The 22,940-nt window shown below is 69.0% G+C and carries 22 protein-coding genes and 1 pseudogene; 11 read left to right on the top strand and 12 right to left on the bottom strand.

Going from position 1 to position 22,940, the window contains the following annotated elements:
- Position 1: 1 nt before the first annotated feature.
- Complete coding sequence (locus tag VP06_RS03320) at positions 2 to 2,050, bottom strand: M23 family metallopeptidase (protein ID WP_048462417.1); 2,049 nt, start codon at positions 2,048 to 2,050, stop codon at positions 2 to 4.
- 468 nt (positions 2,051 to 2,518) lie between these two features.
- Between VP06_RS03320 and VP06_RS03315 the strand changes: the two genes are divergently transcribed.
- Positions 2,519 to 3,103: a HupE/UreJ family protein gene (locus VP06_RS03315; RefSeq protein ID WP_156295433.1), complete on the top strand. Its 585-nt coding sequence runs from the start codon at positions 2,519 to 2,521 to the stop codon at positions 3,101 to 3,103.
- A gap of 37 nt (positions 3,104 to 3,140) precedes the next feature.
- Here the strand turns inward: VP06_RS03315 and VP06_RS03310 are convergent, their stop codons facing one another.
- A complete protein-coding gene (locus VP06_RS03310) occupies positions 3,141 to 3,971 on the bottom strand; it encodes a class I SAM-dependent methyltransferase (RefSeq protein ID WP_048462415.1) in 831 nt (276 codons plus the stop codon).
- A 1,220-nt stretch (positions 3,972 to 5,191) separates the two neighbouring features.
- Here VP06_RS03310 and VP06_RS03305 point away from each other — a divergent pair.
- The 7 genes from VP06_RS03305 to VP06_RS03280 all read left to right on the top strand — a co-directional run bounded on the left by VP06_RS03305 (position 5,192) and on the right by VP06_RS03280 (position 12,114).
- Complete coding sequence (locus VP06_RS03305) at positions 5,192 to 8,113, top strand: RICIN domain-containing protein (protein ID WP_048462414.1); 2,922 nt, start codon at positions 5,192 to 5,194, stop codon at positions 8,111 to 8,113.
- Positions 8,114 to 8,390: 277 nt separating this feature from the next.
- Positions 8,391 to 8,513: a hypothetical protein gene (locus VP06_RS38510; RefSeq protein ID WP_280950157.1), complete on the top strand. Its 123-nt coding sequence runs from the start codon at positions 8,391 to 8,393 to the stop codon at positions 8,511 to 8,513.
- A gap of 567 nt (positions 8,514 to 9,080) precedes the next feature.
- Positions 9,081 to 9,755 carry an SCO family protein gene (locus VP06_RS37830; RefSeq protein WP_082167136.1) on the top strand — a complete coding sequence of 225 codons (675 nt, stop codon included), beginning with the start codon at positions 9,081 to 9,083 and terminating at the stop codon, positions 9,753 to 9,755.
- The gene (locus VP06_RS37825; RefSeq protein ID WP_245291028.1) at positions 9,752 to 10,225 is read left to right on the top strand and encodes a GspH/FimT family pseudopilin; all 474 of its coding nucleotides are present in this window, start codon (positions 9,752 to 9,754) and stop codon (positions 10,223 to 10,225) included. Before VP06_RS37830 ends, VP06_RS37825 begins: the two co-directional genes overlap by 4 nt.
- Positions 10,222 to 10,620 carry a prepilin-type N-terminal cleavage/methylation domain-containing protein gene (locus VP06_RS03290; RefSeq protein ID WP_048462413.1) on the top strand — a complete coding sequence of 133 codons (399 nt, stop codon included), beginning with the start codon at positions 10,222 to 10,224 and terminating at the stop codon, positions 10,618 to 10,620. Before VP06_RS37825 ends, VP06_RS03290 begins: the two co-directional genes overlap by 4 nt.
- Positions 10,610 to 11,215, top strand: coding sequence for a prepilin-type N-terminal cleavage/methylation domain-containing protein (locus tag VP06_RS03285; protein ID WP_053081507.1), 606 nt, complete (start codon positions 10,610 to 10,612; stop codon positions 11,213 to 11,215). Before VP06_RS03290 ends, VP06_RS03285 begins: the two co-directional genes overlap by 11 nt.
- Positions 11,212 to 12,114 carry a type II secretion system protein GspK gene (locus tag VP06_RS03280; RefSeq protein ID WP_048462412.1) on the top strand — a complete coding sequence of 301 codons (903 nt, stop codon included), beginning with the start codon at positions 11,212 to 11,214 and terminating at the stop codon, positions 12,112 to 12,114. The genes VP06_RS03285 and VP06_RS03280 overlap by 4 nt, the downstream gene beginning before the upstream one ends.
- A gap of 786 nt (positions 12,115 to 12,900) precedes the next feature.
- On the opposite strand, the gene VP06_RS03275 is transcribed toward VP06_RS03280, so the two are convergent.
- Entirely contained in the window at positions 12,901 to 13,923 is a 1,023-nt protein-coding gene (locus VP06_RS03275) for a zinc-dependent alcohol dehydrogenase family protein (protein ID WP_245291027.1), read from the bottom strand.
- A gap of 74 nt (positions 13,924 to 13,997) precedes the next feature.
- Here VP06_RS03275 and VP06_RS03270 point away from each other — a divergent pair, with 74 nt between their 5' ends.
- The gene (locus VP06_RS03270; protein WP_197093119.1) at positions 13,998 to 14,939 is read left to right on the top strand and encodes a LysR family transcriptional regulator; all 942 of its coding nucleotides are present in this window, start codon (positions 13,998 to 14,000) and stop codon (positions 14,937 to 14,939) included.
- 9 nt (positions 14,940 to 14,948) lie between these two features.
- Here the strand turns inward: VP06_RS03270 and VP06_RS38885 are convergent.
- From VP06_RS38885 to VP06_RS03260, 5 genes and pseudogenes are all read right to left on the bottom strand, one after another.
- Positions 14,949 to 15,209, bottom strand: a pseudogene (locus VP06_RS38885) (LysR substrate-binding domain-containing protein); the annotation flags it as partial.
- Positions 15,179 to 15,358 (bottom strand): type 2 periplasmic-binding domain-containing protein, encoded by a 180-nt coding sequence (locus VP06_RS38880; RefSeq protein ID WP_425350880.1) that lies wholly within the window; start codon positions 15,356 to 15,358, stop codon positions 15,179 to 15,181. The pseudogene VP06_RS38885 and the gene VP06_RS38880, both read right to left, overlap by 31 nt.
- Positions 15,282 to 15,647, bottom strand: a complete 366-nt coding sequence (locus VP06_RS34340; protein WP_342586802.1) for a LysR substrate-binding domain-containing protein — start codon at positions 15,645 to 15,647, stop codon at positions 15,282 to 15,284. Before VP06_RS34340 ends, VP06_RS38880 begins: the two co-directional genes overlap by 77 nt.
- Positions 15,557 to 15,844: a helix-turn-helix domain-containing protein gene (locus tag VP06_RS38875; RefSeq protein ID WP_425350879.1), complete on the bottom strand. Its 288-nt coding sequence runs from the start codon at positions 15,842 to 15,844 to the stop codon at positions 15,557 to 15,559. The genes VP06_RS34340 and VP06_RS38875 overlap by 91 nt, the downstream gene beginning before the upstream one ends.
- A 446-nt stretch (positions 15,845 to 16,290) precedes the next feature.
- The gene (locus VP06_RS03260; protein WP_048462411.1) at positions 16,291 to 17,142 is read right to left on the bottom strand and encodes a helix-turn-helix transcriptional regulator; all 852 of its coding nucleotides are present in this window, start codon (positions 17,140 to 17,142) and stop codon (positions 16,291 to 16,293) included.
- A 99-nt stretch (positions 17,143 to 17,241) separates the two neighbouring features.
- On the opposite strand from VP06_RS03260, the gene VP06_RS03255 reads away from it, so the two are divergent.
- Positions 17,242 to 18,144, top strand: a complete 903-nt coding sequence (locus tag VP06_RS03255; protein WP_048462410.1) for an SDR family oxidoreductase — start codon at positions 17,242 to 17,244, stop codon at positions 18,142 to 18,144.
- Between the two features lie 473 nt (positions 18,145 to 18,617).
- Here VP06_RS03255 and VP06_RS03250 read toward each other — a convergent pair whose 3' ends face one another.
- Positions 18,618 to 19,349, bottom strand: a complete 732-nt coding sequence (locus VP06_RS03250; protein WP_048462409.1) for an SDR family NAD(P)-dependent oxidoreductase — start codon at positions 19,347 to 19,349, stop codon at positions 18,618 to 18,620.
- An 82-nt stretch (positions 19,350 to 19,431) separates the two neighbouring features.
- Here VP06_RS03250 and VP06_RS03245 point away from each other — a divergent pair, with 82 nt between their 5' ends.
- A complete protein-coding gene (locus tag VP06_RS03245; RefSeq protein ID WP_048462408.1) occupies positions 19,432 to 19,824 on the top strand; it encodes a winged helix-turn-helix transcriptional regulator in 393 nt (130 codons plus the stop codon).
- 551 nt (positions 19,825 to 20,375) lie between these two features.
- Here the strand turns inward: VP06_RS03245 and VP06_RS03240 are convergent.
- From VP06_RS03240 to VP06_RS03230, 3 genes are read right to left on the bottom strand one after another with little or no spacing between them, the layout of a single operon-like run.
- Complete coding sequence (locus tag VP06_RS03240; protein ID WP_048462407.1) at positions 20,376 to 21,143, bottom strand: anti-sigma factor; 768 nt, start codon at positions 21,141 to 21,143, stop codon at positions 20,376 to 20,378.
- Positions 21,140 to 21,679, bottom strand: coding sequence for a sigma-70 family RNA polymerase sigma factor (locus VP06_RS03235; protein ID WP_048462406.1), 540 nt, complete (start codon positions 21,677 to 21,679; stop codon positions 21,140 to 21,142). The genes VP06_RS03240 and VP06_RS03235 overlap by 4 nt, the downstream gene beginning before the upstream one ends.
- Before the next feature lie 59 nt (positions 21,680 to 21,738).
- The gene (locus VP06_RS03230; RefSeq protein WP_048462433.1) at positions 21,739 to 22,518 is read right to left on the bottom strand and encodes a DUF4394 domain-containing protein; all 780 of its coding nucleotides are present in this window, start codon (positions 22,516 to 22,518) and stop codon (positions 21,739 to 21,741) included.
- Between the last annotated feature and the right edge of the window lie 422 nt (positions 22,519 to 22,940).

The raw sequence follows: 22,940 nt of genomic DNA, 5'->3' as shown, positions 1-22,940 counted from the left end.
CTCAGCGCATCGCCTCGCGCTGCGCCAGGGTCGTCGGTGCGCCGGATTTCTGGATCAGCCCGTCGATCTGGTCGCGCTGGCGGCGGAACTCGGCGAGCAGCCGTCCGTCCAGCTCGCGGCCGCGGGGCACGCGGATCTTCATCGGATCCACGAAGTGGCCGTTGATGATCACCTCGTAATGCAGGTGCGCGCCGGTCGAGAGGCCGGTCGAGCCGACATAGCCGATGATCTGGCCCTGGCGGGCCTTCACCCCGGCGCTGATGCCGCGGCCGAACCGCGACATGTGGTTGTAGGTGGTGACGTAGCCGTTGGCGTGCTGGATCTCGACCCGGCGACCGTAGCCGGAATCCCACTCCGCCTTGATGACGGTGCCGTTGCCGGCGGCGAAGATCGGCGTGCCGATGCGAATCGACCAGTCGACGCCGGTATGGAGCTTGGCGTAGCCGAGCACCGGGTGACGGCGATAGCCGAAGCCGGAACTCATGTTGCCGTCGGCGACGGGCTTGCGCAGCAGGAATTTCTTGAGCGAGCGGCCGGCCTCGTCGAGATAGTCGACGCTGCCGTCGTCGGGCGACTGGAACCGGTAGATCCGCCGCGCTTCGCCGCCGAGGTTGAGGGCGGCGAAGAGGATGTCGGGCCGCTCGGACGAGCCGCCGGATTCATCGTCGTAGGTGTAGAACAACTCGATCCCGTCGCCCTGGGCGACGCGGCGCTGGAAATCGACATCGTAGCCGAAGATCCGCACCAGATCCTCGACGGTGGAGCGCGGCAGGTCATGGCGCGCGGCCGTCTCGTAGAGGCTGGCATAGAGGCGGGCGCCGGTGCCGCCCTCGTCGTCGTCCTCGGCCTCCGACTTGGGCGCGGGCTTCTGGGACGCCCCCTCGGGCACCGGCGGGGCCACCGACACGAAGGCGCCGCGGTCGTTCATGGCGGCAATCGCCTCGACGCCGGATTCGCCGTACAGGATCACCCGGGTGAGCTGGCGCGGGTCGCCGGTCCGGGGGCCCGGACCGATCTGGAGCCGCATCTGCTGGCCTTCGCCGACCGCGCCGGAGCGGACCCGCGTGCCGAGGGCCGCCAGGATCGGGCGGATCTGCTCGTCGAGGCCGCCATTGGCCTTGAGCACGCCCTCCAGGGTCTCGCCGCGCTTGATCGCGACGTCGCGCTCCTCGACCAGCGGCGCGTCGCGCTCGCGCTCCATCTTGGCGAGGTCGGTGACGTTCTCGCGCATCACCCGGACCTCGATCGACTTGAACGGGCCGGACGCCCCGCCGAAATCGCTGGCGCCGTCGAGGCCCGGCAGGGCCGTCATGCTGCGCAGGGTGCGCGAGAGCATCAATTGCGGGGCGATGGGCAGCGCCGCGCGCCGCCCGGCCTCGGCGGCGAGCCGCCGCTCCTCCTCGATCTGCGCCGCCACGTCGTCGTCCGAGAGGGCCGGGGAGCCGGCCGGCACCGCGAGGTCGCCAAGGTCGCGCTTGACCACCGACACCTCGGCATCCGGCGCATCCGCGGGCGCCGTGGCTTGCGCCTCCGGCGCGCGGTCGGTGCCCGGATCGGCGAAGAAGCGCATCGGGTCGAAGGCCGGGATGTCGGTCGCCGCCATGCCGGCGGTGGTCGAGAGCGCGGTGGCGATCCGCACGAAGGGCCGGACCTTGATGATCTCGCGTTCGCCGGCCCTCAGGGTCACGGGCGCCTTGAAGCTCTGCTTGGCGAGCGCCACCATCGGGTTGCGCACCAGCCGGTCGCCCTTGCGGGCGAGGTTGGTGCCGCCCTCGCTGGCGACCGGGCGGGACGCGATGGTCACCGCCTGCGGCAGTTCCGCGAAGGTGACCTCGCCCTGGAGCGAGACCCAGATCGCCGAGCCGATCAGGCCGGCACCGGTCATGCCGGTGAGCACGCAGGCGGCGAGCCAGCGCAAATTGACGTCGCGCCGGTCGGCCCGCGGCGAGGCGCCGCCCGAGAGGTCGAGGGGCGGCTCCCGGCCCGGATCGGCGGACCGGCTGCGAGGCGACTGCTGGGATCCGACCGTGTCGAGCCGCGCGCGCTTCACCGTCTCTCCTTCGCCTTCTGGTTCCGGCACCGCCGCGGGGCTGCCACGACGGCTCGAGGATGCTTCGGTCCGCTCTGCGATGCCGCCGACCATGCGTGGCTCACGCAGGGAAATCAACGGCGGGCGGCAGACGCATCCCCAATCGGCGCCAGGGTCCGATGCGGCCCTTGCCCGGGGCTATCTCCGGCGCCAGCATGTCAGGATTGAGGCGTCGCATCCGGGACCCCGGCGCGACTCGGTTTGCCGCATGGCCGCCGCCGCGGCCCGGCCGTTCCGGATGGGTGCCCGGCCTGCGGTGCCCTGCCTCACGGTGTCGCCACCCCTCCCACGGAGTTCCCCATGATACCATCGGCCCAAGATGCTGACGCATCGGGCCGATGAACCATCTCAAATTTTCGATGCCAAGCCAGAGGCTTGGCGAAAATTCGCGAACGGAACCAAAGGTCGTTTCCAACGACCGTTGGTATGATGCGTCGTCACGCCGGCCTCGCCGCCGCCCTGCTGCTCCTCTCAGCCCAGGCCGCGCTCGCGCATCCGGGCCATGGCGGGGCCGCCGGGCTTGCCCACGGCTTCGCCCATCCGTTCAGTGGGGCGGACCACCTGCTCGCCATGGTGGCGGTCGGTCTGCTGGCGGCGGCCCAGGGCGGGCGGGCGCTCTGGGCGGTGCCGCTGGCCTTCCTGGGCATGATGGCTGTCGGCGGGATGCTCGGCGCCGCCGGGACCGCGCTGCCCTTCGTCGAGACCGGGATCGGCCTGTCGCTGGTGGCCTTCGGCCTCGCGGCGGCGTTCGGGGCCGGCCTGCCGCTCGCGGCGGCGCTCGCCCTCGTCGGGGCCTTCGCGGTGGTCCACGGCGACGCTCACGGCGCCGAGATGCCCGAGACCGCCTCCGGCCTCGCCTACGGCCTCGGCTTCCTGGCGGCGAGCGCGCTCCTGCACCTCGCCGGACTCGGCCTCGTGCTCGCCGCCGGCCGGATCGCCCGGGGCCGGGCGCTTCCGGTCGCGGGGGCCGCCGTGGCGGTGGCAGGCGTGGCGGTGCTGGCCGGCACGCTCTGATCGCCGGAGGCCGGCGGGGCCGCGCGGGCGGCCCCGGTCAGCCTGGATGGACCGCCGTCGCGAGCCAGCAGGCGGCACCGAGGCGCACCGGCCGCTCCGCCGGCATCGCCTGCCGCATAGCCGCCAGCGCCCGCTCGCGCAGGGCCGGATCCTCGATCTCGCGCAGGAGCCCGGCGATCGGCCCGACAGTGGCGGCAAAGCGCGCGGCCGCCTCCGCATCGGCGCCGATCGCCACGGGATGATCGATCGGCGCGACGGCAGCACCGGTGAAGCCGGCCTGCCCCAGGAGATCGACCAGCGCCTCGCCATCCGCGAACCGGAACGGTCCCGGCCCGCCCGGTGGCGACGGGGCCGGCTCGGGCAGCACCGTCAGCACGGCGTCGCGCGGGACGTGCACCCACGCATTCTCGGCGAGGGCGCGCCAGCACAGCACGACGAGGCGCCCGCCTGGCCGCAAGGCCCGCCGGACATTGGCGAAGGCCGTCCGCGACTCCTCGAAGAACATCACCCCGAACCGCGACAGCGCGACGTCGTGCTCCGGTGCGAAGGGATGGGTCTGGGCGTCGGCCTCGATCCAGGCGATCGGCGACCCACCGGCCGGCCGGGCGCGGGCCCGCTCCAGCATCGGCCGGGACACGTCCACCGCCGTCACGGTGCCGCCCGGCCCCGTGCGGGCCGCCGCCAGAAGAGCGGTCTCGCCGCAGCCGCAGCCGATATCGAGCACCCGCTCGCCGGGCCGGAGGCCGGCACCGTCGAGGAGCGCCGCGGTCAAGGGCGCGAAAACCTGGTCGAGCTCCGCCTGCATCGCGGCCCAGCGCGCGCCGACATCGCCGTTCCAGTATTCCGTCTGGGTGATCGGCTCCGGCATCGGCCCTCCTCGTCCCGTTCGTGTCGTCCGCTGTCCGACGGATCGCGCGGCGATGGCGCGACGCTACACCCGCCGGCCGATTCGCGCGAGGCAGGACTGTCCGGGGAGAGGCGTTCGCCCCCTTGCCGGGGAGGAACGGAGCCCGCAGCGAGCTGCCGGTTCGCCGCCAGGGGGGCGATGCCTTCGGAGGAGGCGCGATGGAACGATGGAACCACCGCGAGTTATTGATTTTAAGCGTCTATTTTTGAGAGAAGACTCCCAGGCAATCTCGGGCCTGCCCGGGATCGCTGCCAGATGTGGGAGAGGGGAGGGGCGATCGACGATCGCGCGAAGGTGCCACGGTTCGGTGTGACGCTGTAGCCATCGTGATGGCCGCTCAACGATCAAATAGACACGCGCAATCCAGGATGGCAATCGCCCCGACTCTCGCGAGACAGTTTGATCCGCACGGGACGGCGAAGCCGGTGTACAACTGATATACCGCGATGCGGAGGAAATCCGGCTTGGCCAGCCTCCCCGCCGACAAGGCGCCGACCGGGATTTCTTCCGCGAAGCGGGATGCCAACGGCCTCAGATGCCGACGCATCGATTGGATCTCGGGAAGGCCCGAGATCGACGAGGCCGTCGACCTGTCTCGAAGCGTCAATACCAAGCCCAGACGTCCCGGACCTTGGACCGGACTCTCGTGGCGGCAATTCGAGACAGAAACCAAAGGTGGCGGTCTACGACCGTTGGTATCACGCATGAAGAGGGCGCCATCGAACACTGGGAATCGCCCCTTTCGCGGCTGAGGAGCCAGTCCTGCACCGTCCGCAGGTCGGTCTCCATTTGACTGATCCGTCGGAGGAGACACGGGCCGTGCCACCTCGGCCGCGCGCCGCCGGTGGCCCCCGCATGCCTTCGGTCCCGCCCGTGTCGGAGAGGCAGCGCACGATGAAGCGGCCATGCCCGGCAATCATCCGGGCAGGTCTGACGGTGGGGTCATGCCTGGGTGATAAATTCCATGCCGTGCTCAATCGAATCGAGCCGAAACATTTACCAATGTCTCACGAAGCAAGCCACCGGAGTGCGGCTTCGACACGGGTCAACACCGTAGCTAGGCATGGTGAAATACTCCATGTCCCTAGGCGATTCCGCCGGTTGCCGCAGAGGTTCAGGGAAATTTAGATGTTTCTCACGAGAGTGCGGCCAACCTGCCGGCTTCGCGAGAGGGTCGCTCTATGAAAGTAGAATTTACCCAATTGATAAAAAATTTGATAATTTACGGGTTGTCGATAGGTTGCTTTGTCGTCGTCAATGCGCCGGCGCGGGCGGATCTCAATTTCTTGTCCCTGTCGGGGACAGGGCCGGTCATCGCCTCCCATTCGGGATTGTGCGTGGGATTACCGGGCGGGACGACGGCGCCCGCGACGCAGCTCGAGCAGCAGGCTTGTACCGGGAGCCCGGCCCAGACCTGGCAGATCAAGCCGTTCGGCAACGGCTTCACCCTGGTCAACCAGGCCACCGGCCAGTGCATGGATTCGCAGCTCTCCAAGAACAGGGGAACCGGCATCCTGCAATACACCTGCAACGGCTCGGCCCAGCAGACCTGGTCGGCCGCGGCTCAGAACGGCGGCTACCGTCTGATCACAGCCTATTCCGGCCTCTGCCTCGACGTCTTCAATGCCGATAAATCGGCCGGTACGACGCTGATTCAGTGGACGTGCAGCGGATCGGCGAATCAGACTTTCGGCAGCACCGCGACCAGTCCGCTCGACGTCAACGCGCGCAGTGGAGCGGGACCGCTCGTCGCCTCGCATTCCGGCCTGTGCGTGACGGTCCCGGGCGGGACAACGACGCCCGCGACGCAGTTGCAGCAGCAAGCCTGCACCGGCAGCCCGGCCCAGACCTGGCAGATCAAGCCGTTCGGCAACGGCTTCACCCTGGTCAACCAGGCCACCGGCCAGTGCATGGATTCGCAGCTCTCCAAGACTCCGGGGGGCGGAATCCTGCAATTCACCTGCAACAACTCGGCCCAGCAGACCTGGTCGGCGCAAGCACAGAACGGCGGTTATCGCCTGGTCACGGCTTATTCCGGCCTTTGCCTCGACATCAACAATGCCGACAAGGCGAGCGGCGCGACCCTGATCCAGTGGGGATGCCACGGGCAGGGCAACCAGACGTTCAATGCCCCGGCGGCGGGGAGCGGTACGACGGGCGGCAATACGGGTGGTGGGACGGCAGGCGGCACCGGTGCAGGCACCGGATCCGGGAGCGGGACCGGGGCGAATGCCGGCGGAGCCACCGTGCCGGGCGATCTGCCGCCGGCGCCGACCGGACTGATCGTCGCCAACCACTCCGCCATGTGCGTCGAGGTGCCGAACGCCCAAACGGCAGCGGGGGTGAAGATCGACCAATGGCCCTGCGACGGCGGCGTCCACATGGAGTGGAGCTTCGTGCCGTCCGGGACCGGCTACCAGGTCCGCAACATCAAGACCAACTTCTGCCTCACCGTCGATGGCGGCTCCACCACGAATGGCGCCGGCATCGTCCAGCAGCCCTGCAACGCGACGGCGGCCGGCGGTCTGTGGACCCTGCGCAAGGTGGGCTACGTCTACGAGGTCGTCGCCGTGCATTCGGGCCGTTGCCTGAACGTCAACAATGCGTCGCGCGACCAGGGCGGCGCGGTGGTGCAATGGGATTGCCAGGCGGCGAGCAACGGCCTGTTCGCGCTGGTGCCGCCGGCCGCGCCCTCCGCCTGGACGCCCGTCACGACCCTCGGCCTCGTGCCCGTCTCCGCCGCGCTGACGCCCTCCGGCAAGGTGATGATGTGGGCGGCCGAGCAGCGGACCAGCTTCGGCTCCGGCACCGGGACCTGGCTGACGGTCTTCGACCCGAAGACCGGGGCTTCCAACGACACCTATGTCGCGAACACCAACCACGACATGTTCTGCCCGGGCACGAACCTCTTGTCCGACGGCCGGATGATGATCACCGGCGGCATCACCTCCGGCGGGACCTCGATCTACGATCCGGCCACGAACCAGTGGAGCACCGGCCCGACCCTCAAGATCGCGCGCGGCTACAACGCCAACGTCACCCTCTCGACCGGTGAGGCGATGACCTATGGCGGCTCGTGGTCGGGCAACATCGGCGGCAAGAACGCCGAGGTCTGGTCGCCGACCACCGGAAGCTGGCGCGTGCTGTCGAACGTGTCCGGCGACGCGGCCGCCGAGCCGGGGGTGGACATGTACCGCGCCGACAATCACTTCTGGATGTTCGGCGTGTCGAAAGGCGCCGTCTTCCATGCCGGGCCGAGCCGGCAGATGCACTGGATCGGCACGGGCGGGAACGGCACCCTGACGAGTGCCGGCAACCGGGCCGACGACGCCTTCTCCATCAACGGCACCGCGACGATGTTCGACGTCAACCGGATCTACAAGGCCGGCGGCGCGCCGCAATACCAGAACGTCCCGGCCACCGTCGCGAGCTACACGATCGACATCAGCGGCGGCCTCGGATCGACCCCGACCGTCGCCGCGGCGACGCCGCTGAACTTCGCCCGTGCCTTCCACAACAGCGTGGTGCTGCCGACCGGCGACGTCGTGACCATCGGCGGTCAGAGCGTTCCGATCCCGTTCACGGACACGACCCCGGTCTACTTCCCGGAACTGTGGTCGCCGAGCCGCAACACGGTCGTCCGCCTCGCGCCGATGGCCGTGCCGCGGACCTATCACAGCGTCGCGCTCCTCCTGCCGGACGCCCGGGTGCTGTCGGCCGGCGGCGGCCTGTGCGGCGGCTGCGGGGCGGACCATCCGAACCTCCAGATCCTGACCCCGCCCTATCTCTACGGGGCGAACGGCCAGCTCGCGAGCCGCCCGGCGATCACCAGCGCCCCGACCAACGCCTCCCTCGGGAGCACGATCACGGCGGCCACCGACCGTATGGTCCAGAGCTTCGCGCTGGTGCGGCTGAGCAGCACCACGCATACGGTGAACAACGACCAGCGCCGCGTTCCCCTGGCGATCGTCGGAACGGCCGGCACCCAGTACCGGCTGACGCTGCCGTCCGATCCGGGCATCCTGATGCCGGGGCCCTGGATGCTCTTCGCCATGGACGCCAACGGCGTTCCCAGCGTCGCCGCCATGATCCGCATCCGCTGACGCGCCCTCGTCGCGAGCCTGCGCCCGGCCGGAACGGGTCGGGTGCAGGCTCCGGCCGGCGCGTTTCCGCACCATCGCACGACCGGACAAGCCCCCACTCATCGAGGACCGACCGATGCCGCCGAAACCCTCCACAGCCGCGAGGCCCCTCGCTCTCGCCCTCGTTCTCGCCCTCGGCGCGATCCAGGCCGCCGGGCCCGCACGGGCACAGGCGCCCCAGACCGCCCCCGCATCTGGGGCAGGCACGCCCGCGTCCTCGGGGACGGGGTCCTGTGCGATGACCCCTCCGGGCGGCCAGAAGCGCTTCTGCATGAATGGCGTGCCGCAAGCGGCCTGCGCCGCCTATGCCCGCGAGCAGCGCACGACCTTCGAGTGGACGGCCGGCGCGGAATGCCCGTGACCGGAACCCGGCCGCGCCGGCCCGCCCCCTCCTGACGGACGCGGCCGGAGCCGGGAGCACGGCCGCACCCCGCCCGTGCGGGGTTGTTCGCAGCCGGGGCCTCGGGGCGGCGGCTCGCCTGAGGCGCGCGACGAGCGGCGCGGGGCGGCGCCTCGCCTGCGTTCGGTCGCCCGGAGGCCGGGCCCAGCGCGTCCTCCATCCGATGGCGCAGCCCCGCGGAGCGGGACGCGCCGTCGGCCCGATCCGTTCATGTTGACTGCCGATGATTATAAATCCATCCCTCGTCGAATGAGCCAAGATCGACGATAGATCGATAGTCTTGCTTACATTTATCGCATGTTAATTGGCGGATTGCGCTTTGATATCAAGAATTTTCGAATCAAATTTGCAGCGTCTCATAGGGTTTGAGCCCCCGCGACAGCGAAGAAGCGCGGCATCGGCCACGCGCCTTAGCCGTTTGTTTACCATGAGGCCGTGATGTGGGACCCCGGGAGCCGTCCATGTCCGGCTGGTCTTCCCGGCCCTGCCGCGGCTCCGCCTCGTCTCCCATCTCAGCCAGGCCCCACCATGGTGCTGCATCGTCCCGCGCTCGCGGCCTTCCTCATCGGTGTCACCTGCCTCGGGCCGGCCGCCCGCGCTCGCGATTCGGTCGTGCAAGATTCCGGCGTCGGCGAGGCCAGTGCCCCCGCGACGGCGGCCCGACCGGCCCTGTCCGGGCCGCCATCCGGCGACGGCGGCAGCCTGCTCGCCGGGCATTTCCGCCTAATCGCCCCGGATGGTCGGACCGTCGATTCCGACGACCTCGCGGGCAAGCCCTACGCGCTGTTCTTCGGCTTCACCCACTGCCCGGACATCTGCCCGACGACCCTGTCCGAACTGTCGCTGGCGCTCCCGCGGCTCCCGGGCCGGGCGCTGCCGGTGTTCTTCGTCTCGGTCGATCCCGAGCGCGACACCGCCGACGTCCTCGGGCGCTACATGCAGAGCTTCGATCCGGGGATCGTCGGCCTCTCGGGCCCGCGCCCGGCCGTCGACGAGGCGATCCGCAGCTTCCGCGTCGTCGCGCAGCGCACCGAGCTTCGGGGCGGGGACTACGCCTACGGCCACACCGCCACGCTGTTCCTCATCGACGGCGACGGGCTGATCGTCGACCGGATCGCGCCCGGCCTGGGGCCGGAGGCCCTGGCGGCGCGGCTCGCCGCCCTCGCCGGGCCCGTCGCCCCGCCGGCCGTCCCGGGCCGGTGAGAGCGGCGCGGCACGACGGTGCCGCCGGCGGGCCGGCGGCCGGCTTCTCGCTCGTCGAGATGCTGGTGGTGCTCGCCGTGCTGGCCCTGGCGGTGGGGCTCGGCGGTCCCACCCTGGGCCGGCTCCTGCCCGGGCAGCGGCTCGACGCGGCCGCGGAAGCGGTCGCGGCCGAGGTCGCGCTTCTGCGGGCGGAGGCGGTGCGGACCGGCCAGACCGCGCGCCTCCTCTACGATCCCGCGACGTCCGCGTTCCTGTCCTCGCGCCGCGGCGCCCGCCCGCTCGCCATGGCGCCCCTGCGCGTCGACATCGACATCCCGCCGGAGGCGCGGTCGGGCCCGGGCGAGATCCGCTTCCTGCCGAGCGGCGCGACGACGGGGGGCCGGATCGTCCTCGCGGGCGCGACGGGCATCCGGGTCATGACCGTGAGCCGGGTCACCGGGGCGCTGCGGCGCGGGGATGCCGTCCCATGAGGCGGACGCCGCCGCAACCGCACGAGCGGGAGGCCGGCTTCACGCTGGTCGAGGTCCTCGTCGCCTTCGCGATCGTGTCGCTCATGAGCCTGACGGTGATCCGGCTCTCCGGCGAGATGACCGGGGACGGCCGCCGGATCGCGGCGGCGGGCCTGCGGCTCGACGAGGCCGAAGGCATCGTTCTCCTGCGGGCTGCGGCCGGCACCCTGCGGGCCGGGCTCGAGCGGGGCCGCTTCAGCGACGGGCAAGCCTGGACCCTCAGCGTCGTCGATGCCGGTCCGGTGCTCGGCTGGCGCGACCTGCCGCCGCTCTGGCGCGTCCGCCTGACCCTGGACGGGCCCGACGGCCGCCTCGTCTATGCCACCTTGATCGCCGGAGGCCTCGGTGGCACGTGAGGCGCGGGCCGACCGCTCGTCGATGGCGCAGGCCGGCTTCACGCTGGTCGAGATGCTGGTGTCGCTCGCGCTCTGCGCGCTCGTCGCCCTCCTGATGCTCCAGACCCTTCAGGCGACCGGGGCCACCAGCCGCACCGCCCGCCGGCTCGCCGCCCAGGACGAGGTGCAACTCGTGCGCGATCACCTGCGGCGGGCCCTCGCCGACCGCGCCGGGCGGCGCGCCGATGGACGCTACGCCCCCTTCCTCGGCCTGCCGGACCGGCTCGTCGTCACCGTCCAGGCGAACCGGGACATTGCCCGCGGCTCCGAGCAGCGCCTCGCCGTCGCGATGGTCAGGGACGGTGACAGCCTCGCCCTCGTGGAGACGAGCGGCCCCGCCGAGGCGCCGGGCCGGCCCGATCGGCTGCTCGACGGCGTGGCGGGCCTGCACCTGCGCTATTTCGGGGCGCAGGGCCAGGATCCGGTGCCCCGCTGGGCGACGGCCTGGACGCGCCGCGACCGCCCGCCCGCCCTCGTCGAGGTGACGGTCGCCTTCCCGCCCGCGGATCCGCGGCTCTGGCCGCCCCTCGTGCTGCCCCTCGGGAGCGGCTCGTGAGCGCCCCCGCCGGACCGGCGCGGACCCGTGGCGAGGCCGGCTTCGTCCTGCCCTCGGTGCTGGCGATCCTGCTCGTGGTCGCGGCTGCGGCGGCCACCGCGGTCAGGGCCATGCAGACGCGCAGCGCGGCGACGGCCAGCCGGGCGGCGAGCCTGCGGCTCCAGGGGCTCGCCGACGGGGCGGTCCGGCTGGCCGCGGTCTCGCTCGTCGTGCAGCATGCCCGGCGCATGCCGGGTCTCGGCCTGCCGGAGAACGGCGCGCCGGTCGCCTGCCCGCTCCCCGGGGGCGGCACCCTGGCGCTCGCGGTGCAGGACCAAGCCGGCCTCGTCGATCTCAACGCCTCGCCGCGGCCCCTGCTGGAGGACGCCTTCCGGGCCCTCGGGGTGCCCGACCGCGACGCGGCGGCGCTGGCTGCCGAGGCCGTGGATGCCCGCGATCCCGACGACGCCCCCGAGCCCAACGGCGCCGAGGCCGCGCAATACCGCGCCCGCGGGATCGCCACGGGCCCGCGCAACGCCCCCTTCGCCACCATCGACGAGATCGAGGAGCTTCCGTCGATGACCGAAACCTACGCGGCGTTGCTGCGCCCGGCCGTCACGGTGCACAATCCCGGCGGCGGGATCGACCTCTCGGTCTCTCCTGGACGAGCCTTGACCGGCGGCGTCCTGGCACAGAGCATCGGGCAATACGCGGCGACGTCCCCGCACCGGGCCTATGCGGTCACCGTGGTCGCCTCCGGCCCGGGCGGCGCGCGGGCCGGGCGCAGCGCCATCCTGTCGGTCAACGCCCCCGGGATCGGTACCGGCCTGGTCGCCTGGCGCTTCGCCACGGAGATCGCGCCCGCCGCCGGGCGCCATCCAGCCTGCGACGCGATCCTGGCCGTGCTGGCGCCCGGATGACACCGACTGTCGCTGAGAACGACCTTCGGTCCTATTCTCGACGTCGAGATAGAAACCGGATCGGCGGTCTGCTTGGCTGCGGGATCGTCGCCCGCGACGAACTGCAGGGGTCTGAGCGCATACTTGCTCGCATGACCCATGACCGACGCACCGACGTGATTGAGGGTCTTCACGACCGCTGCCTCGGTCCGTGCCTGAATTAGGCTGGCGGTGGAGGTGTCGGCACTGATCAACCGGCGAAGCCCGCCCGCGAAGTCGTCGGGATTGATGCCGTCGATCAGCACCTTGCCTGCGAGGTCACCTGCGTCCGCGAGGAAGCTGTCCACTCGATCCCACCTGATCGCGGCGATGATGACCTCCCCCCAAGGCCGACGCATCGCGCGTGGCATAGACCGGCGTCTCGCTGCCCCCATGCTTTGCATCGCTCGGGTCGCAAACTCCGAAGCGCACCTGATGGCCCGCGTTCGGGAGAGCGGGGGCAAGTGCGAGGCCGACCTGGCCTCTCCCGATCAAGGAGACTTTCACCGGGTTACGCCTGCTTTCTCCGTTTCGAAGGGATCGGCCGGATCAGCGCGGCGACGAACACCGAGAGCCCTCCGGACGCTCTTCGGGACTAAGCAGACTTGCGTTGGCAGGCCACCGCAAGTCTGCTTAGTTTCTTGTTTGATCGCAGATTTTCTCCCGCCGAACCGGTGACCACTTCGGCGATATCTGCTTAGCCTCGCGAGAGTCGTCGATCAGCGCTGTCCATCCATCGGACCGCCCTTTCCGGGCTCCTCCGGCGGCTCAGCTCGCCACGTCGATGACCACCTTGCCGAAGGGTCCACGGTCGAGATGATCATAGGCCGCCAGCAGCTCTCGCAGCGGATAACGCGAATCCACGACCGGGGTCATGCCTGTCCGGTCCACCGCACGAACGAACCTCTCCAGGGCCGTCCGGCTTCCCGTTCCGATCCCGTGGATCGTCACGTCCTTCAGCATCAGCGGGATTGCCGGAGCGCTGATGTCCCAGCCGTCCAGCGCCCCGACCTGACAGATGTGCCCGCCTACGGCTGAGAGCTCCACCGACCGGCCCAGATGCGAGCCGCCGATCACTTCGAGCACATGGTCGGCGCCGCGGTCGTCGGTCAGGCGGTACACCTCCTCAACCAAGTCCTCGCGATCTCTCAAGACGTAGTGGTCGGCACCCAAGGCGCGCGCCCGCGCTTCGTTCTCGCGGTCTCCGCAGACGATGAGTTCAGCGCCGTTCGCCCTGGCGATCTGCATGCCGAACAGGGCGACGCCGCCCGTGCTTGGGATCAATACCGTGTCGCCCGCCCGTACACCGGCACGTTCGACGAGCGCGAACCAGGCGGTCAGCCCGGCAACGGGCAACGTGCAGGCCTGCCAGTGCTCAAGCGTACTTGGCGCCCGCACAAACCAGCCTTCCGGCATCGCGACGTACTGCGCAAGGACGCCTGGGTAGAACCCGCCCAACGTCCAGTATGCAGGCGTCCGGGCCGTACCGGGCCGCAGACCGTCGATCCAATCCGGCGTTGGCGTTGAGATCACCTGGTCGCCGACTGCAAAACGGGACGAGCCCTCGCCCAGGGCGACGATCTCACCCGACAGGTCGGAGCCTGGCGTGAACGGGAAGCGCAACGGCAGTCCACGGCCTGTTTCGACCACCATCTTGTCGCGATAGTTGAGGGCGACCGCGGCCACCTTCACCAGCACCTCGCCGAACCCAGGCTGCGGGACGGGCACGTCCCTAAGATCGAGGTGTTCCCTCCCGACCGCGTCGATCTCCCACCGCAGCATGCGCTCCATCGCCGTCACTCCGCTACGCGTCCTCGGTGGACGCTCCGCAAGGGCGAGTTTGAAGGCTTCGGATCATAGCGATAATGGGCTACGATCAGCATGGCCTGTTGCATTCGGAGACGATAATGAGCCCGTCGGAATTCGGCGAGCTGAACGCATTCCTTACCGTCGCGCAGGAGTGCAGCTTCAGGCGGGCGGCGGTACGGCTCAAGATGTCCCCGTCGGCGCTCAGCCGGACGATCCGCTCTCTTGAGGAGCGGCTCGGTGTCAGACTGCTGAATCGTACCACTCGGAGCGTCGCACCGACCCAGGCCGGACAGATGCTGCGCGAACAGGTGCAGCCGCTGGTGACCGGGATCGGCGACGCGGTGCGGCAGGTGGGCAGCTACCAGGAGCGCCCGCGGGGCACCGTTCGTGTCAACCTCTCCAGGGTCGCTGCGACCGTCGCCATCATGCCGCGCATCGCGGCGTACCTATCCCTCCACCCGGACGTGCGCGTAGACTTGGTCATAGACAATGAATTGAATGATGTGATCGCAAAGGGTTTCGATGCCGGCATCCGCATCGGTGACCGTGTAGACCGCGACATGGTGGCGGTCAGGCTCACGCCCGACTTCCGCATGGCGGTCGTGGGGGCTCCGGGTTACTTCGCCGAGCACCCACCGCCGGCAACACCGCGCGACCTGGCCGGCCATCGCGCGCTCACCTACCGATGGGAAGCCACCGGTGCGTTGTTCCCCTGGACGTTTCACGGACCGGACGAACCGATTGCGGTCGAGGTCAAGGACGTGCTGACCGTGAACGACACCGATCTGCTGCTCTCCGCCGCGCTGGACGGAGTTGGTCTGGCGCTGCTCTCGGAGGCTGTTGTCGAGCCGCATCTGACCGCCGGAACGCTCGTCCGCGCGCTGGCCGAGTGGTGTGGGCCGGTGAGCGGTTTCCACCTCTACTATCCGAGCCGGACCTACATGCCGCTCACTCTCCGATCCTTCATCGATTTCATGAAGCTCAAGTCTTCGCGGTGACCAGAGCGGTCACGGCGACGTCAGGGTCCTGGCGAGGAAGTCGAGGACGGCGGTTACGCGCGATGGGCGGGGCCCGGATGTCGGAGTGACCAGGTGGAGCCCGGCCGGGCGCAGTCCCGAGCCGGGAAGGATGTGGACCAGGGTACCGCGTGCAAGATCATCGCGGATCATGACGTCTGGAACGAGCGCCACGGCGACGCCGGCCCGCAGGAGCGGCAGCATTGCCTCCCCGCTGTTCGTCACCAGCAGGTTTCTGACTTCGACCTGGACGCGCTCCCCCCAAGGTGTTCAAGCGCCCAGCGGTGATGCGGTCGCACATTGGCGCAGGTCAGGGCGGCGTGATCAGCGAGTTGCTCGGGGCATGCGGGGGCGCCAGACCGCGCGATGTACGACGGCGCGGCGACGAGCTGTGATCGCACGTCGCCCAACTTCCGCGCCTTCAGGCCGGAATTGGACAGCCAGCCGGATCCGGACCGCGATGTCCACGCCCTTCGCCACCAGGTCGACCGGCGCATCGTCGAGGTCGAGGTTCACGCTGACGCCTGGCAGATCGACGGCGAGCCGCGGACGCAGCGGTGCGACATGGGAGATGCCGTATCTCATCGGCGCCGCGATCCTCACAAGGCCATGCGGCTCCGCACCCTCGTCGCGCGCCGCGTTCTCCGCCTCTTCCGCATGGCTGAGAAGCGCCGCAGCCCTGCCTGCCAGCGAACTCCCGATCGGGGTGAGAGTGTCAGCGTTCGCGTGGTGCGATGAAACGGGGTGACGCCGAGACGTTTCTCAAGCCGGCTCACCGCCTTCGATGCCGCTCCGTTCGACAGCCTCAACGCATCAGCAGCCGCTGAAAAAGACCCGTGCTCGACCACCTTGGCGAAAACAACCCATGCCTCGAAGTCGGGAACTATGCTTTTTATGGAAGAAGTGTACTGCCAGAATTTTCTTTTTGCGACCGATCACCGCGGCTAGAGTGCTTCACGATCACTTTGCAATCGCCAATATTCTCTAGCTATTTGATTTTGCCGCATTTTCTACGACCAACCGGTGTCCACTTGGTCGGGAAATGCTCTATGGCGCTTGCGAGGGCTCATCAGCCTCATCACCGAGAACGTGGCTCAGGCCGCCACGTTCGAGGGATTGCTGCGCGGCGAGTTCGACCCCTACGACGAGCGCGGCCGACTGCCCTTCACCGGCCCCAAGGACGTTCTGCCGTCCGAGCTTGCCGTGCCCATCGGTGTGGCCTTGCACGAATTCACCACCAACGCCCTCCGGTACGACTCGCCGGCTGATCCTGTGCCGGTGGATCGACGACGCGCTCGCCGACGAGCCCTGACGCTTAGACCAGTCAAGTCGATCAAACTCGCGCACGGTGTTGCCGACCGGCAGAGCGCATGGCAACCAGTGCGCGTATCCCCTCGGCGACCATATCCTCGACAGGGTTGTAGACGAGCATGCCGAGGTCGGGCCGCCCGTCAACCGCGAAGGCCGAGTATTCCAGCTCGATCTCGCCGAGCGTCGGGTGCCGCAGGCGCTTGACCCCGTCCCCGTGGACCCGGACGTCGTTCTCCCGCCAGAGCGCCTCGAACTCCGGGCTCGTGCGGCAGAGCTCCTCCACCAGCCGGGCGACCTCCGAGGTGGCGCCGGCCCGCGCCGCATCGGCCCGGAACGTACCGACCACGAAGCGCGCCACGCTTTCCCAGTCGTGCTGCGCGCTCCGCACCCGCGGGTCGCCGAACATCCGGCGCAGGATGTTGCGCTCGCGGAACGGGACCGTATCCCAATCGGTCAGCACCACGGCGGCGGCCGCGTTCCAGGCGAGGACGTCCCAGGTGGCGGTCTTCACCAGCGCGGGGCTCGCCTCAAGCGTGTCGAGGAGGCGTTGCAGGCGCGGTGTCACACCCTCGACCGGCCTGTAGCGGACCTCGGGCGGGCGCCCGAGCCCCAGCATGAACAGGTGCTCGCGTTCCGGCTCCGTCAGCATCAGCCCGGACGCGATGCGGTTGAGCACGTCCGCGGAGGGGGCCCCGCCGCGTCCTTGCTCCAGCCACGTGTACCAAGTCGCGCTGATGTTCGAGCGCTGGGCGACCTCCTCCCGGCGCAGGCCCGGCGTCCTCCGACGTCCGGAGAACCCGAAGGCGGCCGGATCGAGCCTTGTCCGCCGGTCCCGGAGATAGGCGCCGAGCAAGTTCTCCGAGGTGGACGGCATCGCGATCCTGTTGGTGACTATACCCGGATGAGGTCACTACTTTAACCGGATGCGGGAGGGCGCGACAGTGGGCTTCCACGCCACTTCGGACAAGCACCCATGCGCGTATTCCTCACCGGCGCGACCGGCTTCATCGGCTCGGCCATCGTTGCCGAGCTCCTCGCCGCAGGCCATCAGGTCCTCGGCCTGACCCGCTCGGAGACAGGCGCCCGGGCCCTACACGACGCCGGGGCCGAGCCGCATCTCGGGAACCTGGACGACCTGGACAGCCTGCGCGGCGGCGTCGCCCGGGCGGACGGCGTGATCCACACCGCCTTCGACCACGACGACTTCACGAACTTCGCCGCGAATTGCGAGAAGGACCGGCGCGCCATCGAGGCCCTGGGCTCCCCCCTCAAGGGTTCGGATCGGCCCCTGATCATCACGTCGGGGACCGGCGCCGGTAGCACCGCCCCGGGCCTGCCGGCGACGGAGGACGTCTTCAACACCGAGCATCCGAACCCGCGCATCGCCTCCGAGCTGGCGGGCGCCATGCTGTCCGAGGCGGGCGTCAACGTGTCGGTCGTGCGGCTCCCCCAGGTGCACGATACGGTCAAGCAAGGCCTCGTCACCTACCTCCTCGACCTGGCCCGCCGAAAGGGAGTCTCGGCCTATGTCGGGGACGGAGCGCACCGGTGGTCGGCCGCGCATGTACTCGACGTCGCCCGCCTCTATCGGTTGGCCCTGGAGCGGCAGACGGCGGGTGCGCGCTACCACGCGGTCGCCGAGGAGGGCGTCCCGACCCGCGCCATCGCGGATGTGCTCGGCCGGGGGCTGAACGTTCCGGTCAAGTCCGTTTCGCCGGAGGAGGCGGCCGGGCATTTCGAGTGGCTCGGCGCATTTGCAGGCGTGGACATGTCCGCGTCGAGTGCCTGGACGCAGGCCCGGCTGGGGTGGCACCCGACCGGGCCGGGGCTGATCGCCGACCTCGAAGCGATGCGGCATCATGAGGTCGCTCACTGAAGGCGGCTCCGCGGGAGCGCCGCCAACCTGCGCATGGCTGTCCCGTGCAGCCCGCGCACGGGACGGTCCCGACCGTAGGCTGGCTTGGAACCACTCGCCGACCATCCTCGCGCTGAGCGGCCTCGTCGCTATTGAGGGTCCTGCAGCTGGGCCAGCGGTCGGTCGCGGCGACGTGCCTGTCCTCAAGCTTCCTGAGCGGCTGCCCGGCTTCACTGCGCTTGCGCAGATTCTCCCGAAGCTTGCCGGGCCGGAGGGTCCCATTCTCGCCAGTCTTCCGCAACGAAATGCGGCCTCGGCCCAGCCAAGCGGGAGGTTGTCGCGTATATCCTCCACCATGTGGGGACCTTCCTCCCGCAATGGGTCGTGCAACTCCGCCACGAACAGCTTCCAGAATCCGACCGCCTGTAACAGACGATCGGCTTTGGCGAATGCAAATTGCCCGAAGCGGACACACTGAAACTCTGACCAAGAAGCTACACCTGCCGCATCCCGCCATCGACGCACAGTTCGGCGCCCGCGACAAAGCTCGCCTCGTCGCTCAGCAGGAACAGCGTGGCCGCCGCCACCTCGTCCGGGCGCGCCATGCGACCGAGCGGGATCGGCGCGATCAGCGCGGCCCGCCCCTCCTCCGGCACGCTCGCCATCATGGCGGTGTCGGTCGGGCCGGGGGCCACCACGTTCACGCGGATGCCCTGCGGGGCCAGTTCAGCCGTCCATGTGCGCGCGTAGGAGCGCAGGGCCGCTTTCGTGGCGGCGTAGGTCCCGTAGGGCGTCACCCCCATCACGTCGGCAATCGACCCCATCAGCACGACGGACCCACCGCGCCCCATCGCTCCCAACGCGGCCTGCAGCCCGAAGACAGCGCCGCGGACGTTGACGGCGAAGTGCCGGTCGAAATGCTCGGGCGTCCCGTCCCGCAGGGTCGCCGGTTCCGAGATGCCCGCGTTGAGAACCAGCGCGTCGATTCGACCATGGGCCTCCCGCACCGTCGCCACGACGCGATGCAAATCGTCCTCTCGGGCTGAGTCGGCGACGAGACCCCGAGCGCCGCGCCCGATCCTGCCGGCGGCCGCCTCGACCTCGTCGGCGCGGCGCCCGGTGAGGAAGACCGTCGCGCCCTCGACCGCGAGCCGCTCGGCAACCGCGAGACCGATGCCCTTCGCCCCGCCGACCACGAGCGCAATCTTGTCCTGCATGCGAGCCATCGGAGCATCCCTTCGTCTGCGATGGCGCATCACATACAGATCGTATATCTGCTATCAAGAACGCACTTAGGTTAGCCTAGATATGGCCGATGATACCGATCTCGATGCCGCGTCCGAGTGCGCGCTCGCCAACATGGCGCGGGTCCGCCCGGTGTTGGACAAGATCGCCGACAAGTGGACGATCCTGATCCTCACGGTGCTCTGCCCCCGGCCGGCGCGGTTCAACGCGATCAAGCGGCGGCTCGACGGCATCACCCACAAGGCGCTCGCGGACGCGCTGAAGCGGCTGGAGCGCAACGGTCTGGTGACCCGGACTGTGCTGCCAACCACACCCATCGGCGTCGAGTACGCGATCACGCCGCTGGGCCATTCGCTACGCCAGCCCTTCGAGGCACTCTGCTCGTGGGCACTCAGCAACGGTGCGGCGATCGAGGCGGCCAACTACGAGCATGACAGCATAAAAACGCAAGCGTGAGAGCACGTCTGCTTTCGGCTCATCAGATGCTGAACTTATGTGTTTTATCTGGGTCGATGCTGTGTGAAAACGTGAGCGCGGCGCAAAAAAATTTAGTACGATAGTTGTGTTTTTGGCATTCAACCATCCTGGACGGTGTCAGAGACCCCGCCAAGATGCCTGCAACGGCGCTGTCATGAGTGTGGGCGGGGAGATGCTTCTACAACTTCCGCGTTTTTACACACACTCGATCGAAAGCGGCCGTCACTTGCGTTGGCATTCGAAGCTCATCGAGATGCGCGCTCGCACCGCTTTATAAGCCACGACATCAGGATGTCTTGACCGCCCGGACTGGCCATTCCATGTCAATGGCAGCCTTCGGGGGCTAAGCGTCATTCCAGCAGCTCTATTCGAAAGCCTGCTTATGGCGCACAGCGGCAAAGAGGATCAACCAGAATGGGTGAATGTGCGACGGTCTGCTTTCGGCCGGGGATAGAAGCAGCAGACGTTTGTCAGCTGACGAAACTCGGCCGGAAGAAGAGTGACAGCTCGTGAGCAGCTTGCTCGCTCCGTCACAACGTCTGCGTCGCAGCTCCCTTGGCGCGGCCGATGAACAGAATCCGGCCTGTCGGACGACCGATCGGCGAGCCCGCCTCCGGTTCCAGCGTGATCTCGAAGAGCTGCCCATCGCCTATGGTTTCCAGCCGTTCCGGCGGCAGGTGGATTGCTCCGCCCGGCGGCAGCACGCCAAGGGAGACCGGTCCGCGCGCCTGATCCCACAGGGTCCAGAGCTGCAGCGATCGCCCGGTCCCCGGCCGCACCTCGGCCAGCGGCAGAGACCGCACCGTGCCGTTCCGGGCGATCTGGATGAGCCAGCCAGGGCCGCTCTCCTGCCCGGCAGCATCGCGGCTCTGCAGGATCGCGAAGTAGCGCGTCGGGCTCTCGGCAGGCGCCGATAAACGGCTCGGCAGGATCGCCAGCAGAATGGCGGCGGCTGTGGCGAGGGCCGTTGTGGCCCGCCATAGAGCGGGGCTCCGCCACGCCGCTCTCACCGCCCCGTACCGTGGTCGTGAGGGGGGCGAGATCGTCGTCCGGCCAACCGCCTGCCGGCGCGTCGCGAGATCCCGTTCGATCCGTGCCCATTGGGTCGGATCGACCTCGGCCGTTCCGAAAGCGGCGGAGGCTGGCAGCAATCGCTCTTCCCAGAAGGCGACGCGGCGAGCGAGATCCGCATCCAAAGCCAAGGCCTGCTCGACCTCCGCCATGGCCGCGGTGTCGAGCAGACCCAGCACGTACTCGCCCGCCAAGACGTCGCGGTCTTCCGGCTCGCTCGGGATCATGACAGGCAATCCTTCAGGGCGATGAGGCTGCGGCGGACCCACGCTTTCACGGTTCCAAGCGGTGTACCAAGCCGCTCGGCGATCTCGGACTGCGAAAGGCCATCGACATAGGCGAGCAGGATCACTTGCCGCCTGTCCGCATCGAGCTGCGCAAGACAGCCGTGTAGACGGGCGCCGTCCTGCGATGTCGCCAGCGCGGCGAACGGATCGGGGGTGTCGTCCGCGATCTCGGCCCCCAGCGCCGCATCAAGGTCCGTCTCCCGGCCGGCGGCTCGGACGTGCTTCAGCGCGCGATGCCGCACGATAGTCGTGATCCAAGCGCGGCCCGCGCCTCGGCGGCGATCGAAGGTCTCGGCGCGCATCCAGATGTCCAGAAAGGCATCATGCAGGACGTCGGCGGCAACATCGCGCCGCCGCACGATCCTGAGCGCGACGGCGAGCAGGAAACCGGCCTCGTGCTCATAGAGACGACGCAGCGATGCCCTATCTCCGCGGGCACAGCCCTCCAGCGCGGAAGCGTGGTCGAGGGGCTCCATGATCCTCCGGCACTCGACAGGACCGGCCCCCGGGCCGGTCCTGCTTCATCTGAGTGAGATTACATCTTGGGCAGGATAGCGATGTCACGGACCTTGCCGGACACGCCGTCGATCTTGGCCGCGATCTCGCCCTTTCCGGTGCCGAGATCCACCTTGTAGAGCGTGTCGCCGGCCATGGCCCAGGCCTGGTTGCCGCCCTGGCCATCCGAGAGGATGTCGAAGGCCACGGCGTCACCAGACATGCCGAGCATGCCGACGGTGTTCAGGATGCCGTCATTCGGCGGAGCCTGCTTCAGCAGCGCGCCGGAGGCCTCGATGTCGAACAGGACGGTCTCCTTGGTGCCCTTGAAGGCGTTGGTGTAGGCGCCGGCCGTTACCTTGGGGGTCTTGCCCTTCCTCGCGTCGGTCTCGGCAAACTTCAGCTGGCCATCCTTCGTGACCTTTCCATCATCGACGTTGGCGCGGAGGTTCGTGCCATCCGAGCCGATGATGCGCAGGCGGTCGGCTACGGGATTGAAGTCGACCGTCGCCGCGGTGCCGGCGGCCAGCGTCGTGTCGAGCTTCGATTTGGCTGTGGCCTTGCCCGACGTCGGATCGATCGTGACGACGCTGCCGTCGGAGATCACCGCGTAGAGCATGCCGTCGGCAGGCCGCACGTCGATGCCGAGGACGCCCCCGCCGATCCCGGTGATCGTCACCGTCTTCGTGACCTTTTTCGCGGCCGTGTCGACATGCGCCAAGGTGGCGTCGCCAACGAGCGCCGCCACAGTGTCGGCACGAGCGACGGTTCCGAGGCAGGTGCCGGCTAGCAGGATTGCGGCGATAAGGCTCAATCGCATGGCGTTCTCCATCTGCCGCGGAGGCGGCATCAGGCGGGCTAGCCATGAGCCGGGGGATCGGATGCAGCCGACGGCAAATTTTTCTCCTCTGCGGAAACGGTCCGCTCTCAAGAACCGCTCAGGTAGCTTGCTACAGCAAAGTTTGTTTGCGACTGCACCGTCCACCTGCAGGGTGCGGGACAACTCTTGTCCTGGGCCCAACGCCGTACAGGGGTAATACGAACTCCTGACCCTTTGAAGACCGGGAGCACTGCCCGATTGCAACGTGATCGGGCAGTGCTCTAGTGTCCTGGTGCTGAACTCCGACGACGAACCCGCCTGCTGGGCAGTTGCGGCCCCGCTCGTCTGTGCGCTCACCGATGCGAGCGATGGTTCATGGGCGAACTTCGCTACCGGGACACTAGGGTTGAGACTCAATCAGC

The sequence above is a fragment of the Methylobacterium aquaticum genome (assembly GCF_001043915.1).
GTDB classification, from domain to species: domain Bacteria; phylum Pseudomonadota; class Alphaproteobacteria; order Rhizobiales; family Beijerinckiaceae; genus Methylobacterium; species Methylobacterium aquaticum.
The sequence above is the reverse complement of the archived record's forward strand: the minus strand, read 5'-3'. Positions and strand labels throughout refer to the sequence as shown.

Excerpts from the sequence above, each read along its gene's own strand:
- VP06_RS03305 (WP_048462414.1), top strand. The coding sequence starts at position 5,192 with ATGAAAGTAGAATTTACCCAATTGATAAAAAATTTGATAATTTACGGG.
- VP06_RS03240 (WP_048462407.1), bottom strand. The coding sequence starts at position 21,143 with ATGATCCCGAGCGAGCCGGAAGACCGCGACGTCTTGGCGGGCGAGTAC.
- VP06_RS03275 (WP_245291027.1), bottom strand. The coding sequence starts at position 13,923 with ATGGAGCGCATGCTGCGGTGGGAGATCGACGCGGTCGGGAGGGAACAC.
- VP06_RS38510 (WP_280950157.1), top strand. The coding sequence starts at position 8,391 with ATGACCCCTCCGGGCGGCCAGAAGCGCTTCTGCATGAATGGCGTGCCG.
- VP06_RS03270 (WP_197093119.1), top strand. The coding sequence starts at position 13,998 with ATGGGCTACGATCAGCATGGCCTGTTGCATTCGGAGACGATAATGAGC.
- VP06_RS03235 (WP_048462406.1), bottom strand. The coding sequence starts at position 21,679 with ATGGAGCCCCTCGACCACGCTTCCGCGCTGGAGGGCTGTGCCCGCGGA.
- VP06_RS03315 (WP_156295433.1), top strand. The coding sequence starts at position 2,519 with ATGCGTCGTCACGCCGGCCTCGCCGCCGCCCTGCTGCTCCTCTCAGCC.
- VP06_RS03230 (WP_048462433.1), bottom strand. The coding sequence starts at position 22,518 with ATGCGATTGAGCCTTATCGCCGCAATCCTGCTAGCCGGCACCTGCCTC.
- VP06_RS37830 (WP_082167136.1), top strand. The coding sequence starts at position 9,081 with ATGGTGCTGCATCGTCCCGCGCTCGCGGCCTTCCTCATCGGTGTCACC.
- VP06_RS03260 (WP_048462411.1), bottom strand. The coding sequence starts at position 17,142 with ATGCCGTCCACCTCGGAGAACTTGCTCGGCGCCTATCTCCGGGACCGG.
- VP06_RS03290 (WP_048462413.1), top strand. The coding sequence starts at position 10,222 with ATGAGGCGGACGCCGCCGCAACCGCACGAGCGGGAGGCCGGCTTCACG.
- VP06_RS03250 (WP_048462409.1), bottom strand. The coding sequence starts at position 19,349 with ATGGCTCGCATGCAGGACAAGATTGCGCTCGTGGTCGGCGGGGCGAAG.
- VP06_RS03245 (WP_048462408.1), top strand. The coding sequence starts at position 19,432 with ATGGCCGATGATACCGATCTCGATGCCGCGTCCGAGTGCGCGCTCGCC.
- VP06_RS03310 (WP_048462415.1), bottom strand. The coding sequence starts at position 3,971 with ATGCCGGAGCCGATCACCCAGACGGAATACTGGAACGGCGATGTCGGC.
- VP06_RS03255 (WP_048462410.1), top strand. The coding sequence starts at position 17,242 with ATGCGCGTATTCCTCACCGGCGCGACCGGCTTCATCGGCTCGGCCATC.